Genomic DNA, 15,263 nt, shown 5'->3' with positions numbered 1-15,263 from the left:
AGCCAGTGAGTCAGGAGACAGGAATCATGAGCAAACCACTCGACGGAATCAAGATCATCGACTTCACGCACGTACAGGCCGGGCCGGCTTGCACGCAATTACTCGCGTGGTTCGGCGCCGACGTGATCAAGGTGGAACGTCCGGGTTCGGGCGACGTCACGCGCAGCCAGTTGCGCGACATCCCGGACGTTGATGCGCTGTATTTCACGATGCTTAACAGCAACAAGAAGTCGCTCACGCTGGATACGAAGAAGCCGGAAGGCAAGGAAGTGCTGGAAAAGCTGATCAGGGAATCCGACGTGATGGTGGAGAACTTCGGCCCGGGAGCGCTCGATCGCATGGGCTTCTCATGGGAATACATCCGTGAACTGAATCCGAAGATGATTCTGGCGTCGGTGAAAGGCTTCAGCGACGGTCACCATTACGACGACCTGAAGGTCTATGAGAACGTCGCGCAATGCGCGGGCGGCGCGGCATCGACCACGGGGTTCTGGGACGGCCCGCCGACTATCAGCGCAGCGGCGCTTGGCGACAGCAATACCGGCATGCACCTGGCCATCGGCATCCTGACGGCGCTGATCGGCCGTGACAAGACGGGCAAGGGGCAGAAGGTCGCGGTATCGATGCAGGACAGCGTGCTCAACCTGTGCCGCGTGAAGTTGCGCGATCAGCAGCGCCTGGACCGGCTCGGTTTCCTGGAGGAATACCCACAATACCCGCACGGCGAATTCAGCGACGTCGTTCCGCGCGGCGGCAATGCAGGCGGCGGCGGCCAGCCGGGCTGGGTGCTGAAATGCAAGGGCTGGGAAACCGATCCGAACGCGTACATCTACTTCACGATCCAGGGTCACGCCTGGGCGCCGATTTGCCGCGCGATCGGCAAACCGGAGTGGATCGAAGATTCGAACTACAACACGGCGACAGCGCGTCAGCCGCACATCTTCGACATCTTCAAGACCATCGAAGAATGGCTCGCCGATAAAACCAAGTTCGAGGCCGTGGATATCCTGCGCAAGTTCGATATTCCGTGCGCGCCGGTGCTGACGATGAAAGAGCTTGCCAACGATGTCTCGTTGCGCGAAAGCGGCACGATTGCCGAAGTCCCGCACAAGGAGCGCGGCTCGTACCTCACGGTGGGCAGCCCGATCAAGTTCTCGGACATGAAGCCGGAGATCACAGCGTCGCCGTTGCTGGGCGAGCATACCGACGAAGTGCTCGAGAGCCTCGGTTATAGCAGCGCGCAAATCGCTCACCTGCACGAAGCTCAGGCCGTTTAAACGCAAGACGGCAGCGCTGTGGATCGCTTTGGCGCACCACGGCGCTGCTTGAATCGAAGAAGGCCGTTTCAACCATGAATAGCGCCGTACAAACTCCCGCCGTGCAAACATCATCCCCCATCGATTTCGAGCAACTGGTCGACGTGATCGGCGACGCGGTTGTCATCTCCGACGCCAGTGGCGCGATCACTCTGTGGAACCCCGCTGCCGAGCGCATGTTCGGGTTCACTCAAGAAGAAGCGCTTGGCAATTCGCTGGACCTCATCATTCCCGAACGCTTGCGAGGGCGTCACTGGAGCGGCTACGAAAAAACCATGGCGACCGGTGAAACGCGCTACGGACACGACGTGCTGCGCGTGCCGGCAGTGCACAAGGACGGCCGGTCCTTATCGATTGCATTTACGGTCGCGCTGCTTCATTCAGCGGGACCGGAACGTAGTGTGACAGGCATCGTCGCCGTTATCCGCGATGAAACCAGCCGTTTTGCTGAAGAGCGAAACCTGCGCAAGCGACTGGCTGAACTCGAAGCAAAATCCGGCGCATGATCGGAATAAGCGCGGAATGCGCCCGAAGGCGCACGAGACTGCACTACGGTAAAAGGAGGCAGCAATGACCGCCCAAGCGGACGTGAAACGTTACGAACTGCTGATTGGTGGCGAAGCAGTGGCGCCCGGTGGAGGCGCGTATTCCACCATTCTCGATCCATCGACCGAAGCGCCGATCGCGAGCGTGGCTCAAGGCACCGCAGCCGATGTCGACCGCGCCGTGCAAACCGCGCGTGCCGCGCTGAAACCGTGGAATGCGATCAGGGCAGCCGAGCGTGGCCGGATCCTGATGCGCTTTGCAGAACTAATGCGCACGCATCAGGAAGAGATCGCCGCAGTAGAAAGTCTGGACGGCGGCAAGCCGATTTCCGGCGTGCGTCGCCAGGATGTACCGGCTGCCATCGATACCCTCGCGTATTACGCCGGCTGGTGCGACAAGATCAACGGACAAGTGGTGCCCACGCGCCCGGACGCGCTGACTTACACCGTGCGCGAACCGGTCGGTGTGGTCGCCGCGATCGTGCCGTGGAATTTCCCGCTGATGATCGGCATGTGGAAGATCGCGCCCGCGCTCGCGTGCGGCTGTACGCTGGTCGTCAAGCCCGCGGAGCTGACGCCGCTGTCGGCGTTGATGCTGGGCCGTCTCGCGCTGGAAGCGGGCGTGCCGCCGGGCGTGCTCAATATTGTGACCGGCAAGGGCTCCGTGGTCGGCGATGCACTCGTCGCGCACCCCGGCGTGGACAAGGTCACATTCACCGGTTCGCCATCGGTTGGGCGGGGAATCCTGCAGGGCGCGGCGGTCAACTTCAAGCGGGTCACGCTTGAACTGGGCGGCAAGTCCGCCAACGTGATTTTCGCCGATGCCAATCTCGATCAGGCCGCACGCGCGGCTGCGTCGGGGATCTTTTTCAACGCGGGGCAGGTATGTTCGGCGGGTTCGCGAGTGCTGGTCCAGCGACCGGTGTATGACGAGGTCGTCGAGCGTCTGGCGCAGCGTGCCAAGTCAGTGACGTTGGGAGATCCATCGCGGCAAGAGACGTCGATGGGTCCGCTCATCTCCGGGAAGCAGATGAAGACGGTGCTGGATTACGTGGACATCGGCAAGCGCGAGGGGGCATCGCTTGTATCGGGCGGCAGGCGATGGGGCGAGCGCGGTTATTTCGTCGAACCCACGGTATTTGCCAACGTCGAGCACGAGATGCGGATCTCGCAGGAAGAGATATTTGGCCCCGTGGCAAGCGTGATTCCCTTCGACGATGAAGCCGATGCCGTGCGCATCGCCAACGGGACGCTGTACAGCCTCGCAGCGGGCGTGTGGAGCGCCGATATAGGCCGAGTACACAGGATGGCGTCGGCGCTCAGGGCGGGCACGGTGTGGGTGAATACGTACGGTTATACGGACGTGCGATTGCCGTGGGGCGGCTCGGGCGATTCAGGTTTTGGCCGCGAGCACGGTGACATGGCGATTGAGAATTTCACTGAGCCGAAGAGCGTGTGGGTGTCGCTGGCGCAATGAGAAAGCGAGAAAGGGCGGGCTTGATTAGCCCGCCCACGTGGACATTTGTTTTCGTTCGCACTGGGGCTCTAGGCGTTCGCTGGCAGAACCCCGCGAAGACCCCGTGCGAACGAATCCCGTATCAAGCCGGTAGGTATCAAGCCTGTATCAAGCGGCTTCAGCATGCTTGCGATCGCACTCCGGGCGCCACATGCGCGCGCCGCGCGTATCGTCGGCCCGGGCGATGGTCGTAGCACGGCAAGCGTCGTAATGCGCGTTCTTCTTGTCGACGATGGCCTGGCACAGGAACTCCGCGCTATAGGCCTTGAGCAAGTGCGGGCAATGCGATTCGATGTACTGCGCGATGCGCGCCTGATCGGTGGGAGCGTGCGCCAGCGACTGAAGCGTGTCGACGTCCCAGCGGAACATCAGGTCAAGTTCTTCGAAGGCGCTGTTGTAGGCGCAAAGCTGCGTCTGGAGTTCGCGCGCATCGGCGATCGTGGCTTGTGAACGGATCATGGTCGTCTCCTGAGTTGGCCGTGATGGGCAGCGTGACTTGGCTGCATGGCTTAACTGCAGGATAGGAAGCTTTATCCATATACGATAGTTACTTGTTTTTTTATTAACTATTCAAGATAACTAATAGATGGTTTACCCGATATGCGTGATTGCCGCGATTTGCGCCGCTCCTTCGTCGATGAGGAATTGCTTGAACGCCATCGCCACTGGCGGCAGCCGTTTGTTATGACGATGCACGAGATACCAGTTGAGCATCACGGGAAAACCCTGGATATCCAGCACGGCCAGTCGTCCGATCTGCAGTTCCACGCTGACCGTGTGCGCCGACAGGAAGCTGATCCCCATGCCCGCGATAACCGCCTGCTTGATCGTCTCCGTGCTGGTGATCTCCATCGAGATATTCAGCGCCCTGAGCCGTCCGGCGAAGCCTTCCTCCATCGAATTCCAGGTGTCCGAACCGCGCTCCCTGACGATGAACGGCTCCTCCGCCAGCGACTCCAGCGGAATGTTTTTCTTGCCCACCAGTGGATGATCCGGCGGCGCGACGATCACGTAGGGATGCGGCGCAAACGACACGTTCTCGGTGTCCATGTCCTTCGGCGGACGAACCATGATCGCGAGGTCGGTGAGGTTGTCGGTGAGCTGGTGCAACAGTTCTTCGCGGTTATGGACGGCCAGGTTCAGCTTGACGTCGGTATTGCGTTTGGTGAATTCGGCCAGCAGGCGCGGAAAGAAATAGTCTCCCGCGCTGATCACGGCCACGTTCAGCGTGCCTCCGGAAATACCCTTGAGTCGCGCCATGGCGTCGTCGGCTTCGCGAAACTGTTCGAGGATCGCGCGGCTGTGATGAAGCATTTCCTGGCCGGCAGACGTCAGGTAAATCTTCTTGCCGAGCTGTTCAAAAAGCGGCAATCCGGCGTGCTCCTCAAGCTGCTTGACCTGCGTGGAGACGGCCGGCTGGGTGAGGTAGAGCTCCTCGGCGGCGCGCGAAAAGCTGAGCCGGCGGGCAACAGTTTCGAATATTTTCAGTTGCCTGAGCGTCGCATTACGCATCATGACGAATCTCCATCCATAAACGATCCTGAATTTATACAATAAATTTTTCTAACTTTCCCTAATCGTTTTTCTGCCGCAGCATGGTTTCAACGTGCCCTAGTTCCGTAAGGCGCATGTCGGGAGAGGGCCGCAGAAGGGTCAACCCCTATAAACATCAGTTCGTTGGGAATCGCTTGAAAATGATTCTTCGATCACCTCCCTTATTCCTCCGGCCCGCCGCATTGGCGTGGCTGCAGCCGGCGCAGTGGCGCCATGGGCACGTACCCTGACCGACCAAAACCCACTCTCATGCCGGTGATTCAAAGACCGGTGAGCCGCAGTCGATTACGCGCCGCACGAGCGCAGATACATAACGGAGACAGACATGGCAAACGCAGGTACGGCATCGGCCGAGGGCCAGCCCAAGCTAGGGCGGCACAATAATCGATGGGCGCAACTCGCCATCGGCATCGTCTGCATGGGGTTGGTCGCGAATCTGCAATACGCGTGGACTTTGTTCGTCGTCCCGATGGATGCGAAACATCACTGGGGTCAGGCGGCGATTCAAACCGCGTTCACCATTTTCATTGTCACGGAAACCTGGCTGGTGCCGCTGGAAGGCTGGCTCGTCGATAAATTCGGCCCGCGGCCGGTCGTGATCGGCGGCTCGATCTGCGCGGCGATTGGCTGGATCATCGATGCAAACGCCACCAGTCTCATTCACCTCTACATCGCGGCGGTGATCGCCGGCATAGGGGCGGGCTGCGTGTACGGCACCTGCGTAGGCACGGCGCTCAAGTGGTTCCCGGACAAGCGCGGCCTTGCTGCGGGTTTGACGGCGGCCGGTTTCGGCGCAGGCGCAGCGGTCACGGTCATTCCCATTTCGAACATGATCCAGACCTCGGGCTACGAACATACCTTCGTGTTCTTCGGCATCTTCCAGGGCGTCTGCATCCTGCTGCTCGGCCTGATGCTGGTTCGTCCGCGGCCGCCGCTTCATGCGGTGCCGGCCAAGCGCGTGGTGGCGTCGAAGATCGATTACACGACGGGACAGATGGTGCGCTCGCCGCTCTTCTGGGTCCTGTACATGATGTTCGTGTTCGTCGCGGCGGGTGGCGTGATCGCCACCGCGCAACTCGGTCCGATCGCGAAGGAATATGGCTTCGCCAAGATGCCGGTCAGCCTGCTCGGCGTGACCTTGCCGCTCCTGACGATGGCGCTGTCCATCGACAATCTCTGCAACGGTTTCACGCGTCCGTTATGCGGCTGGATCTCCGACAAGATCGGCCGTGAGAACACGATGTTCTTCATCTTTATCGGCGAAGGGCTTGCGTTGCTGGGGCTCATGGAGTTCGGTCACAACCCGTACCTGTTCATGTTCTTCGCGGCCGTGACGTTCCTGTGCTGGGGTGAAATCTTCTCGATCTTCCCGGCCACTTGCGCCGATACCTTCGGCAGCAAATACGCAGCCGCCAACGCCGGCACGCTGTACACGGCGAAGGGCACGGCTTCGATGCTGGTACCGCTGGCCTCGGTGCTGTCGGCCATCGGCTCATGGGATGCGGTGTTCATTACGACGGCGACCATTTCGATTGCCGCCGGCCTGTGCGCCAAGTTTATCCTCGCACCGATGAGAAAGCGCTGGATCGACAACACGGTCGCCGAATCGAGCCGGCTCAATTCTTCCGCTACGTTTCAGGCAGGCTGGACAGAAGCGCCGCGCAACTCGTCGGCACAATGACGCGAAGTCAGACTGATGCCGTGCAGGGATTGAAAGCGTCCGGCGTGTCGTTGCAGCAGTTACGCCTGTTCGTCATCCTTGCACAGCACCGGAGTTTTACGCAGGCAGGCAACGCGCTCGGCGTCACGCAGTCGGCGGCGAGCCGTAGCATCAGGGAGCTGGAAGACCTGCTGGAACTGAGGTTGTTCGACCGCACGACGCGCCAGGTCGCACTCACCGATACCGGCCGTGCCTTGCTTCCGCGCATCGCGTCGCTGGTAGATGAACTCGAAGTGGCGTTGCGTTTCGGGCAGCAGGTGTCCACTGCGGAAAGCGGCGCGGTATCGATCGCGAGCAGTTCCAGTGTGGTGGCTTCCGTGTTGCCCGCGCTGCTCGCATCGTGCCGGGCGAGCTACCCCAATATCGCGCTGACATTGCACGACGCGCCGCAGGGCAGGGTGCTCGAACTCGTGCGCGCCGGCGATGCCGACATGGGCGTGCTCATCGGCCCTTCGAGCGATCCTCATAGCCTCGGCGATCTATCGACGGAAACACTTTTCTCCGATAACTTCTGCGCCATCGTGCCGGCGCGTCATCCGTTTGCGTCGCACGCCACGGTGCGATGGCGCGACTTGAGCGGCGCTGGCCTGTTCCTGCTCGACGACGACGCCGGCAGCTTCGACGTCATCGCGCGAGCGCTCGACGAACACGGCGCGTCGAGCCTCAGGCTGCAGCGTCTGACGCAGGCCGCGAGCGTCATGCAGATGGTCGCAGCAGGACTCGGAATCGGCATCCAGCCGATGCGTGCCGGTCCAGCCTCGGCTCAAACGCTGGTCCAGCCGGTGCCGCTGTGGCCATCGGTGACTCGAACCGTCATGCTGGTCAAGCGCAGGAACCGTACGCTGCCGGCGCAGGCAGCGTGTATCTGGACGCACGTCGTTTCGTCCTATGATGAAGAACACAAGCCGTTGCAAACCGCTGACGCCTGACCCCTAATTCCCTGAAAAATCGAAGCGCGGCTCCTTGAAAAGAGTCGCGCTTTTTACTTGCGCTTTCGCCGTTGTTATCCAATACTGAATCTAATATGTTGTATATCAGAAGAGTATTGGTCTAGGAGACGACAATGAAAATTTGCATTTACGGCGCCGGTGCGATCGGCGGTTACATGGGTGCGCAACTGGCTCGAGCCGGGGCGGACGTTAGTTTTGTCGCACGCGGGCCGCATCTGGCGGCCATGCAGGCGAACGGCGTGCGCTTGCAGATCGATGGCGAGGAGCACACCGTCAAGGTCCGCTGCACGAACAATCCTGAGGAGCTCGGACCGCAGGACTACGTGGTGATTGCGCTCAAGGCGCATTCGGTGCCGGGTATCGTCGAGCTGATCCCGCCGCTGCTGGGACCCGATACCGCGGTGGTGACCGCAGTGAACGGCTTGCCGTACTGGTATTTCCATGAGCACGGCGGTGCGTTGTCGGGCACCACGCTGGAAAGCGTCGATCCGGGCGGCCGTCAATGGCAGGTGCTCGGGCCGGAGCGTGCGATCGGCTGCGTGCTAATCCCCGCCGCCGAAATTGCGGAACCCGGCGTGATCCGCCATGTGTACGGCAAGAAATTTCCTATTGGCGAGCCGAGCGGGCTGGTGACGCCGCGCCTGCAGGCGTTCCACGACATCATGACCGCCGCCGACATGGAAGCGCCGATGCGCGACAACATCCGCGACGAAATCTGGCTGAAGCTGTGGGGCAACCTCTGTTTCAACCCGATCAGCGCGCTGACGGGCGCCACACTCGATGTCCTCACCAGCGATCCCGCTGTTCGCGCACTGTCGCGCCGGATGATGGAGGAGGCGCAGGGGATCGCGGAACAACTGGGCGTTCATTTTCGTGTCGATGTGGAAAAGCGCATCAACGGCGCGGGCGCGGTCGGCGCTCACAAGACTTCGATGCTGATGGATTGCGAAGCGGGCCGGCCCATGGAGATCGATCCGATCGTGACCGTCGTGCAGGAAATCGGCCGGAAGCTTGCTGTCGACACCCCGATGATCGACGCCGTCCTGGCGCTGATCAAGCTGCGCGAGGGCGTCAACCAGGGGACGGCACGGCCGAGTATCAAAGCAATTGAATCTTTCACGCGTTCGCAAAAAGCCGCTTAAACTGCGAACACGGAAGGACTGTTGTTTGTGATATATCACATACGAAATATGTTGCGTTGCGCTGCGACGCAACATATACTGAAGGCTCTTGGAGTAAACCACTAGGAGCCGGAAATGAGCATCGCTTTATTAGTCGTGATCGGAATCGCCTTGGTAGCGGGCGGTGTTGGTGTGACGTTTGCACTGGCGTCGGCGCTGCCGCAAGATGTGTTGCAGCGTGCGCAGGACAATGGTCGCTATGCCGGTTTGACGGCGGACGATCAGGGCGGCAGCACGGGTACACGGGCGACGACGGGCGCGCGGAACCTGGGACATCAAACCATCAATGCCATCTGATACTGAAGTTGCTACAACGTCGGCCAATCTTCTTGAACCGCGGACGGAAAGCAAGCCTGCTGGTGTAACCCTCTCGCTGGCGCCGATCAACGCGACGGTTTCGTTGCGCGATCAGGCTTATGCGCGGTTGCGCCAGGCCATTTCGGAGGCGGACATCTATCGGTCGCGGGAAGAGATCCGGCTGGATGAGAAGGATTTGACTGAAGCGCTCGGCGTGAGTCGTACGCCGATTCGCGAAGCCATGACGTTGCTCGAGCAGGAAGGGTTTCTGCGAACGGTGCCGCGTCGCGGGATTTACATCGTGCGCAAGACCAAGCACGAGATTGTCGAGATGATCAACATGTGGGCCGCGCTGGAAAGCATGGCGGCGAGGCTTGCCACGTTGCGGGCGACGGATGCTGAGATTGCGTCGTTGCGGCACATGTTCGATCACTTTCAGAATGCGACGCCGGCGGAACATATTGAAGAGTATTCGGAGGCGAACATTGCCTTCCATCAGGCGATTGTGCAGTTGAGCAAGTCGCAGATTATCTTCGATACGATCAAGAACATCTTCGTGCACGTGCGTGCGATCCGGAAGATGACGATTTCGCAGAGCGACCGGGCGGCGCGGTCGATTGAAGACCATATGAAGATTATCGAGGCGCTCGAGGCGCGGGATACCGAGTTGGTCGAGAGGCTGGTGCGCCAGCATTCGCTTGATTTGGCGGCGTTTGTCGAGGCTAATTGCGATTTTCTTGACTGAGGGTGTGGGTCTCGCTGACGGCGCTCAGCAGTCTTGTTTCGATTTCGTTTAACCCATCACCCGGTTTTTCAGTTTCCTCGCCCCCGTTGCGGGGCTGGGTCATATTATTCAAATTATTTTGCATACCTAAGTCAATGATGTTCGTCATTGAAGTCGCGCAGGTGAATAATCGACCTGACGGCGTCGTCAAACGGCTACAACGAAACCCTTGCACACGGACTCCGCCGCCGGACCGTTTGGCACGCAACGCGGCGCAGCAGCCTGTGAAGGTTCCGAATCAGACGTTTTGCAAACATTGCGGTATCCGAATCAATGTCGCGCCAATAAATCAAGCTACGCACGAGCGACGCTTATTTTAAGGCGCAAGATTCCGTAGCGAGTGTCATCAAGGTATTGTGTAGCTCGATGCATGGGGGTGGTCACGGAACCCTCGCTACCCTGCCGCTTTGGGGCAGGCGTATGTGAGAAGCCGTTGCCGATTTCCCAGCTAGACAAAGTGCAAGCGCTTCAGCTTGCAGCCAACCAGAGCATACGCAACACAATGAGCAATTTACCGACCCTTCACCCGATTACCTCTTCCCAGGAACTGGACCCGTTAGCGATCGAGGCGGCGCCACCCTATACGCTGGTTCGCTCGCGTCACGGACTCATGCTGGCAAACCGAAACGACACCTTCCCTGGCCAGGCATTGATCCACTACGGTGAGTGCTGCGAGAAGGAAGTCCAGTTTCTTTCTCAGTTGATAACGCGCGGCGGTGTCGTTGTGGAAGTCGGAGCGAATGTCGGAACCCACACTATTGCCGTTGGCAAAGCGTTCGGCTGCGGTGGGTGGCGAGATGGTTGTCTTCGAACCGCAACCGTTTATTTTCCAAAACCTGTGCGCCAACCTGGCATTGAATGGCATCACTAATGTTCGCGCATGGCCGTGGGCGTGTGGCGCAGACGCCGGGACAGTCTGGTTTGCACGCCAGGATTACGCACAGCCGGGCAACTTCGGGGGCGTGTCAATGCAGAGTGAGACAACGTCGCCGGACCTCGTACCGGCTCCGTGGGTTCAACTCGATAGCGTGCTCGGCGAGAGCGACGTCACTCTGATCAAGCTGGATGTGGAAGGGTTTGAGTTGGCTGCGCTGCGGGGCGCGCTTCAGGTATTACGGCGATCTCGTCCAACGCTGTATGTGGAAAACGATCGCGTCGATAACTCGCGTGAACTCATTGAATGGTTATGGGCGCAGGAATACAGGCTGTGGTGGCACATATGCCCGCTATTTAACGAGGACAATTTTCGAGGAAAGAGCGAAGGCCTGTACCAGAACGTCGTTGCCGTCAATATGCTTGCACTCCCTCGCGAAACAGGGGTTGCCCAATTGCCGCTTGTAGAAGTCACCGACGCTGGATTTCACCCATTCGCTCGATAACAAGAATTCGTGGCCAGCAATCTGTTCAAACCGTCAATGTGTGCATCAAATGGGCTCTGACGAAAGAGCTGCAAGCGGGACACCGCCGTCGTGACATTTTCGTCGCCGTCTCGTGCCGTTCGACGCCGTTCGTCCGTTTATTCATTACGCAGGCGTATCGTATAAGCGTTGATGCGTCCGAGGCGTCCGCTGCCTGTCGAATAATCCGTCCTCGTTGCGCCGCAGCGCGCGAATCGCAAACATGCCAGCCAATCAGCCTCTGCGGGCGATTGCACCGCACCATCCTGTTCACACAGTGCAAAATTACTTGACTAATACTGTGTATGGAATATTGTATATCAGAGCGGACGCACCTCACGACGATGTTGCGGCGGCCTCGCTAGCCGCTGAAACCGGAGAACGGCACAATCGTGTTGGCGAATGATTCACCGTAGCAAGACCCAGCACCGCCCGAAGGGCATCACCAGTACCACGATATAAAACCTGCTAAAGGTTAGGAGACAGGCATGAGTAAAGCCCTCGACGGAGTGCGTATCCTCGATTTCACGCACGTTCAATCAGGCCCGACCTGCACGCAATTGCTTGCATGGTTCGGCGCCGATGTCATCAAGGTCGAGCGCGCCGGCGCAGGCGACATCACGCGGGAGCAACTGCGCGATATCCCCGACGCTGACAGCCTCTACTTCACGATGCTCAACCACAACAAGCGTTCGATCACCATCGATACGAAAAATCCGGAAGGCAAGAAGGTCCTCGAATCGCTCGTGAAAAAATGCGACGTGCTGGTCGAGAACTTCGCGCCGGGCGCACTCGACCGGATGGGCTTCACGTGGGAACGCATCCAGGAGCTGAATCCGAAGATGATCGTGGCGTCGGTGAAAGGCTTCGGTCCCGGCCCCTACGAAGACTGCAAGGTCTACGAAAACGTCGCGCAGTGCGCAGGCGGCGCAGCATCGACGACCGGTTTCGACGACGGCCCACCCGTTGTCAGCGGCGCGCAAATCGGCGATTCGGGCACGGGCCTGCATCTCGCACTCGGCATTGTCACAGCGCTCTATCAGCGCAACGCAACCGGCCGCGGCCAGAAGGTGCTCGCCGCGATGCAGGACGGCGTGCTCAACCTCTGCCGCGTCAAGCTGCGCGACCAGCAGCGGCTGGAGCGCACCGGCACGATGAAGGAATATCCGCAATACCCGAACGGCACGTTCGGCGAGGCCGTGCCGCGCGCCGGCAATGCATCGGGCGGCGGGCAGCCGGGCTGGATCCTGAAATGCAAGGGCTGGGAAACCGATCCGAACGCGTACATCTACTTCATCACGCAGGCCCCAGTCTGGGGCGAGATCTGCAAGGTGATCGGCAAGGAGGAGTGGATCGATCATCCCGACTTCCGCACGCCGGCCGCACGGCTTCCGCATCTCAAGGGCATCTTCGCCGAGATCGAACAGTGGACCATGACCAAGACCAAGTTCGAGGCCATGGAGATCCTCAACCAGCACGACATTCCGTGCGGCCCGATCCTGTCGATGAAGGAAATTGCCGAAGACCCGTCGTTGCGCAAGACCGGCACGATCGTCGAAGTGGACCATCCGGTGCGCGGCAAATATCTGACCGTCGGCAACCCGATCAAGCTCTCCGATAGCCCTACGGACGTCGTGCGTTCACCGCTGCTCGGCGAACACACCGACGAAGTGATGGCGGAGCTCGGGTATTCGCCCGATCAGGTCGCGACGTTGCGAAGCCTCGGCGCGATCTAGTTCACCTCGCGCGTACGTGGCGTACGTCATGTACGTCGGGTTTAGGTAGGCATCGCTGGTTTTGGCTGCCGCGCTTCAAAGACGGCAGCACCACTTCTTCAGGGCTTTCAACGTGGCTAACTGGATACGTTTTTCCCGCGCCGATGGCGCGGTGGGCTTCGGCACGCTGTCGGAAGATGGCCGTCGTGTCACACCATTCGATCGTTCTCCCTTCGAGAGCGCGGAACCGGCAGGTCATGAGTTCGATGTAGAAGACATCACACTGCTGGCGCCCTGTCAGCCGGGCAAGATCGTCGCGTTATGGAACAACTTCTATGCGCTCTCGAAGAAGCTCGATAAAGCGCCGCCTACCCATCCGCTGTTCCTGATCAAGCCTGCACGGTCTGTCATCGGCACGCATGAAGCGATACGGCGGCCCATCAGCTACAGCGGCAAGATCGCTTACGAAGGCGAACTCGGCATCGTGATCGGCCGGCGCTGCTCATCGGTATCGGTGGAAGAAGCCGAGGCCGCCATCTTCGGCTACACGTGCGTGAACGACGTCACGGCCGGCGAACTGCTGCAGGAAGATCCGAACTTTCCGCAATGGTGCCGCGCGAAGGGATTCGATACGTTCGGTTGCCTCGGACCCACGATCGCGACCGCGACCGGATTCGACTGGCGCGCGGCGCGCGTGATCACCACGCTCGACGGCGTCGAACGGCAGAACTATCCGCTCGACGACATGATCTTCACGCCCGCCGAACAGGTCAGCCTGATCTCGCACGACATGACGCTCGAACCCGGCGATGTCATCGCATGCGGCACGTCGCTCGGCATCGGATCGATCAAGGATGGGGCCGAGGTAAGTGTCTCGATCGAAGGAATCGGGACACTGGTCAACCGTCTGCTCTGACACGGAGACACCGATGCTCGACGGTGCGTTGTGTGCGTTCGCAGTGATGGCGTCGATGCAAAGCCTGAAGACGCCGGGCAGGGTGTCGCCAGCGCGGCGGCAGGCATTGCGCGATGCAGCTGGCGTGGGCACGGCGGTCATTGTGGCTTACGGCATGGCGACTGGCTTCGACTCGGCGCTGGTCGCGCTGGCGATCGCGGCGTTCGCTATGCTGACACCGCGGTTCGGCCGGAGCACGCCCGCGTCGCTGCAAAGCGCGCTGGCGCTGGCTGCGCTTGCGTCGGCATCGGCGGATCGCGCGCTTGGCTTCGACCCGGGTGCTTCGCTTGGGCTGACGGCGCTCGGCGGTCTCGCGGCGATTGCGCTCGCGTTGGTGCTGGGCCGCGTGCGCTTCGGGGTATCGAATACAAAGCTGATGAACGCGATGCACTTCACATGCGCCGCATTGTGTACGGTCATTGCGTATCCGGCGGGGTTCGAAGGCGGCGCGGTGTCGGTAGTGATCATCGGTGCCATGGTTGCGTTGATCGGCGCTTACCTCGCGATGGCCATGGCCGATCGCGCGTACCCGGTTTTCATCGCTGCGTTGAATGGGTACGCGGCGTGTTCGGTCGTCGCGGCGGGCGTCGGGCTGGCAAACGGCGCGCTCGTGGTGACCGGTGTGGCGCTCGTGCTCGGATGCGTGGCGACGTGTACGAGCGTCAGGCCGTCGGGTGCGCCTAGAGAGAAGTAAGCGCGTCGCAATGGACTTGTTACTGCCGTAAGATGTGGCCTTTCCAGATAGTCAGCATGCCTTATTTAATGACTGAGCATGAAAAATCGCCCGGAGCCTTTAAGCAATGAGCGATTTTATGTTCCTACGCCACGCAATCAATTCGCAGCGTGGACGGTCAGATCTTAGTGGCCAAAGTAGATCGAATGCTGGTTGATGCCCGAAGCCGGCGCAACGGTTGCCCGCATACCTGAGGCCGACGTACCGCTCGTTGCCGGGCCATATGATTGTGCTTCGACGCCGTTCTTTGCATCGACACGCTGCTCTGCCGCTTGCAGCGCTTGCGGGTAATAGTTGTCGTTGGTTGCCGGGTTGTAGCCAGCTTGCTCGAGCTGGGTCAACTGGGCGCGGACTTCAGCACGCGTCACAGGCGCGTTGTCCTGAGCAAAGGCAAATGCAGGGGCAGCAAGAGCCGAGGCAATAAGCAGAGCGGGGAGAAGTGACTTGGTCATGATGGAACCTCCAGAGTTTGTTTTTCGGTTTCGGAATGCGTTGCGACTGAGTGCTGGTGTCTGCATTCGCTTCTGATGAAAACAAGTCTAGGTCGCCTATCGACCACTTAAAACGATAGTTTCAGCGAAATATATTTGCTGTTTCGGC

The 15,263-nt window shown here is 60.0% G+C and carries 16 protein-coding genes; 12 read left to right on the top strand and 4 right to left on the bottom strand.

Translation table 11 applies throughout. From position 1 onward, the window contains the following. Positions 1-26: 26 nt before the first annotated feature. The 3 genes from frc (EOS_RS10785) to EOS_RS10775 all read left to right on the top strand — a co-directional run bounded on the left by frc (EOS_RS10785) (position 27) and on the right by EOS_RS10775 (position 3,338). Complete coding sequence (frc, locus tag EOS_RS10785) at positions 27-1,277, top strand: formyl-CoA transferase (RefSeq protein ID WP_047846607.1); 1,251 nt, start codon at positions 27-29, stop codon at positions 1,275-1,277. 101 nt (positions 1,278-1,378) lie between these two features. Then, the gene (locus tag EOS_RS10780; protein ID WP_235442771.1) at positions 1,379-1,822 is read left to right on the top strand and encodes a PAS domain S-box protein; all 444 of its coding nucleotides are present in this window, start codon (positions 1,379-1,381) and stop codon (positions 1,820-1,822) included. Positions 1,823-1,886: 64 nt separating this feature from the next. After that, a complete protein-coding gene (locus EOS_RS10775; protein WP_047846605.1) occupies positions 1,887-3,338 on the top strand; it encodes an aldehyde dehydrogenase family protein in 1,452 nt (483 codons plus the stop codon). A 147-nt stretch (positions 3,339-3,485) separates the two neighbouring features. Here the strand turns inward: EOS_RS10775 and EOS_RS10770 are convergent, their stop codons facing one another. Continuing rightward, positions 3,486-3,836, bottom strand: a complete 351-nt coding sequence (locus EOS_RS10770; RefSeq protein ID WP_047846604.1) for a hypothetical protein — start codon at positions 3,834-3,836, stop codon at positions 3,486-3,488. A 132-nt stretch (positions 3,837-3,968) separates the two neighbouring features. Next, positions 3,969-4,889 carry a LysR family transcriptional regulator gene (locus EOS_RS10765; RefSeq protein WP_047846695.1) on the bottom strand — a complete coding sequence of 307 codons (921 nt, stop codon included), beginning with the start codon at positions 4,887-4,889 and terminating at the stop codon, positions 3,969-3,971. 367 nt (positions 4,890-5,256) lie between these two features. Between EOS_RS10765 and oxlT the strand changes: the two genes are divergently transcribed. From oxlT to EOS_RS10740, 5 genes are all read left to right on the top strand, one after another. Then, entirely contained in the window at positions 5,257-6,612 is a 1,356-nt protein-coding gene (oxlT, locus tag EOS_RS10760; RefSeq protein ID WP_047846603.1) for an oxalate/formate MFS antiporter, read from the top strand. Further along, the gene (locus tag EOS_RS10755) at positions 6,609-7,580 is read left to right on the top strand and encodes a LysR family transcriptional regulator (RefSeq protein WP_047846602.1); all 972 of its coding nucleotides are present in this window, start codon (positions 6,609-6,611) and stop codon (positions 7,578-7,580) included. Before oxlT ends, EOS_RS10755 begins: the two co-directional genes overlap by 4 nt. Positions 7,581-7,714: 134 nt before the next feature. Continuing rightward, entirely contained in the window at positions 7,715-8,743 is a 1,029-nt protein-coding gene (locus EOS_RS10750) for a 2-dehydropantoate 2-reductase (RefSeq protein ID WP_047846601.1), read from the top strand. Positions 8,744-8,857: 114 nt separating this feature from the next. Further along, positions 8,858-9,079 carry a hypothetical protein gene (locus EOS_RS10745; RefSeq protein WP_047846600.1) on the top strand — a complete coding sequence of 74 codons (222 nt, stop codon included), beginning with the start codon at positions 8,858-8,860 and terminating at the stop codon, positions 9,077-9,079. Beyond that, complete coding sequence (locus EOS_RS10740) at positions 9,069-9,824, top strand: GntR family transcriptional regulator (protein WP_047846599.1); 756 nt, start codon at positions 9,069-9,071, stop codon at positions 9,822-9,824. The genes EOS_RS10745 and EOS_RS10740 overlap by 11 nt, the downstream gene beginning before the upstream one ends. Here EOS_RS10740 and EOS_RS46990 read toward each other — a convergent pair. Continuing rightward, on the bottom strand, positions 9,802-9,972 hold the full coding sequence (locus EOS_RS46990; protein ID WP_160312478.1) for a hypothetical protein: 171 nt from the start codon (positions 9,970-9,972) through the stop codon (positions 9,802-9,804). The genes EOS_RS10740 and EOS_RS46990 overlap by 23 nt on opposite strands. 613 nt (positions 9,973-10,585) lie before the next feature. Between EOS_RS46990 and EOS_RS10735 the strand changes: the two genes are divergently transcribed. The 4 genes from EOS_RS10735 to EOS_RS43490 all read left to right on the top strand — a co-directional run bounded on the left by EOS_RS10735 (position 10,586) and on the right by EOS_RS43490 (position 14,624). Further along, on the top strand, positions 10,586-11,242 hold the full coding sequence (locus EOS_RS10735; RefSeq protein WP_200908628.1) for an FkbM family methyltransferase: 657 nt from the start codon (positions 10,586-10,588) through the stop codon (positions 11,240-11,242). 506 nt (positions 11,243-11,748) lie between these two features. Continuing rightward, a complete protein-coding gene (frc, locus tag EOS_RS10730; protein ID WP_047846598.1) occupies positions 11,749-12,996 on the top strand; it encodes a formyl-CoA transferase in 1,248 nt (415 codons plus the stop codon). A 112-nt stretch (positions 12,997-13,108) separates the two neighbouring features. Then, the gene (locus EOS_RS10725) at positions 13,109-13,891 is read left to right on the top strand and encodes a fumarylacetoacetate hydrolase family protein (protein WP_047846694.1); all 783 of its coding nucleotides are present in this window, start codon (positions 13,109-13,111) and stop codon (positions 13,889-13,891) included. 13 nt (positions 13,892-13,904) lie between these two features. Further along, on the top strand, positions 13,905-14,624 hold the full coding sequence (locus EOS_RS43490) for a hypothetical protein (protein ID WP_053063837.1): 720 nt from the start codon (positions 13,905-13,907) through the stop codon (positions 14,622-14,624). Between the two features lie 164 nt (positions 14,625-14,788). Here EOS_RS43490 and EOS_RS10715 read toward each other — a convergent pair whose 3' ends face one another. After that, on the bottom strand, positions 14,789-15,115 hold the full coding sequence (locus EOS_RS10715; protein ID WP_047846597.1) for a DUF4148 domain-containing protein: 327 nt from the start codon (positions 15,113-15,115) through the stop codon (positions 14,789-14,791). Between the last annotated feature and the right edge of the window lie 148 nt (positions 15,116-15,263).

Source organism: Caballeronia mineralivorans PML1(12), assembly GCF_001028175.1.
GTDB lineage: Bacteria > Pseudomonadota > Gammaproteobacteria > Burkholderiales > Burkholderiaceae > Caballeronia > Caballeronia mineralivorans.
Note: the sequence above shows the minus strand (reverse complement) of the source record. Positions and strands in the feature narration are given on the sequence as shown.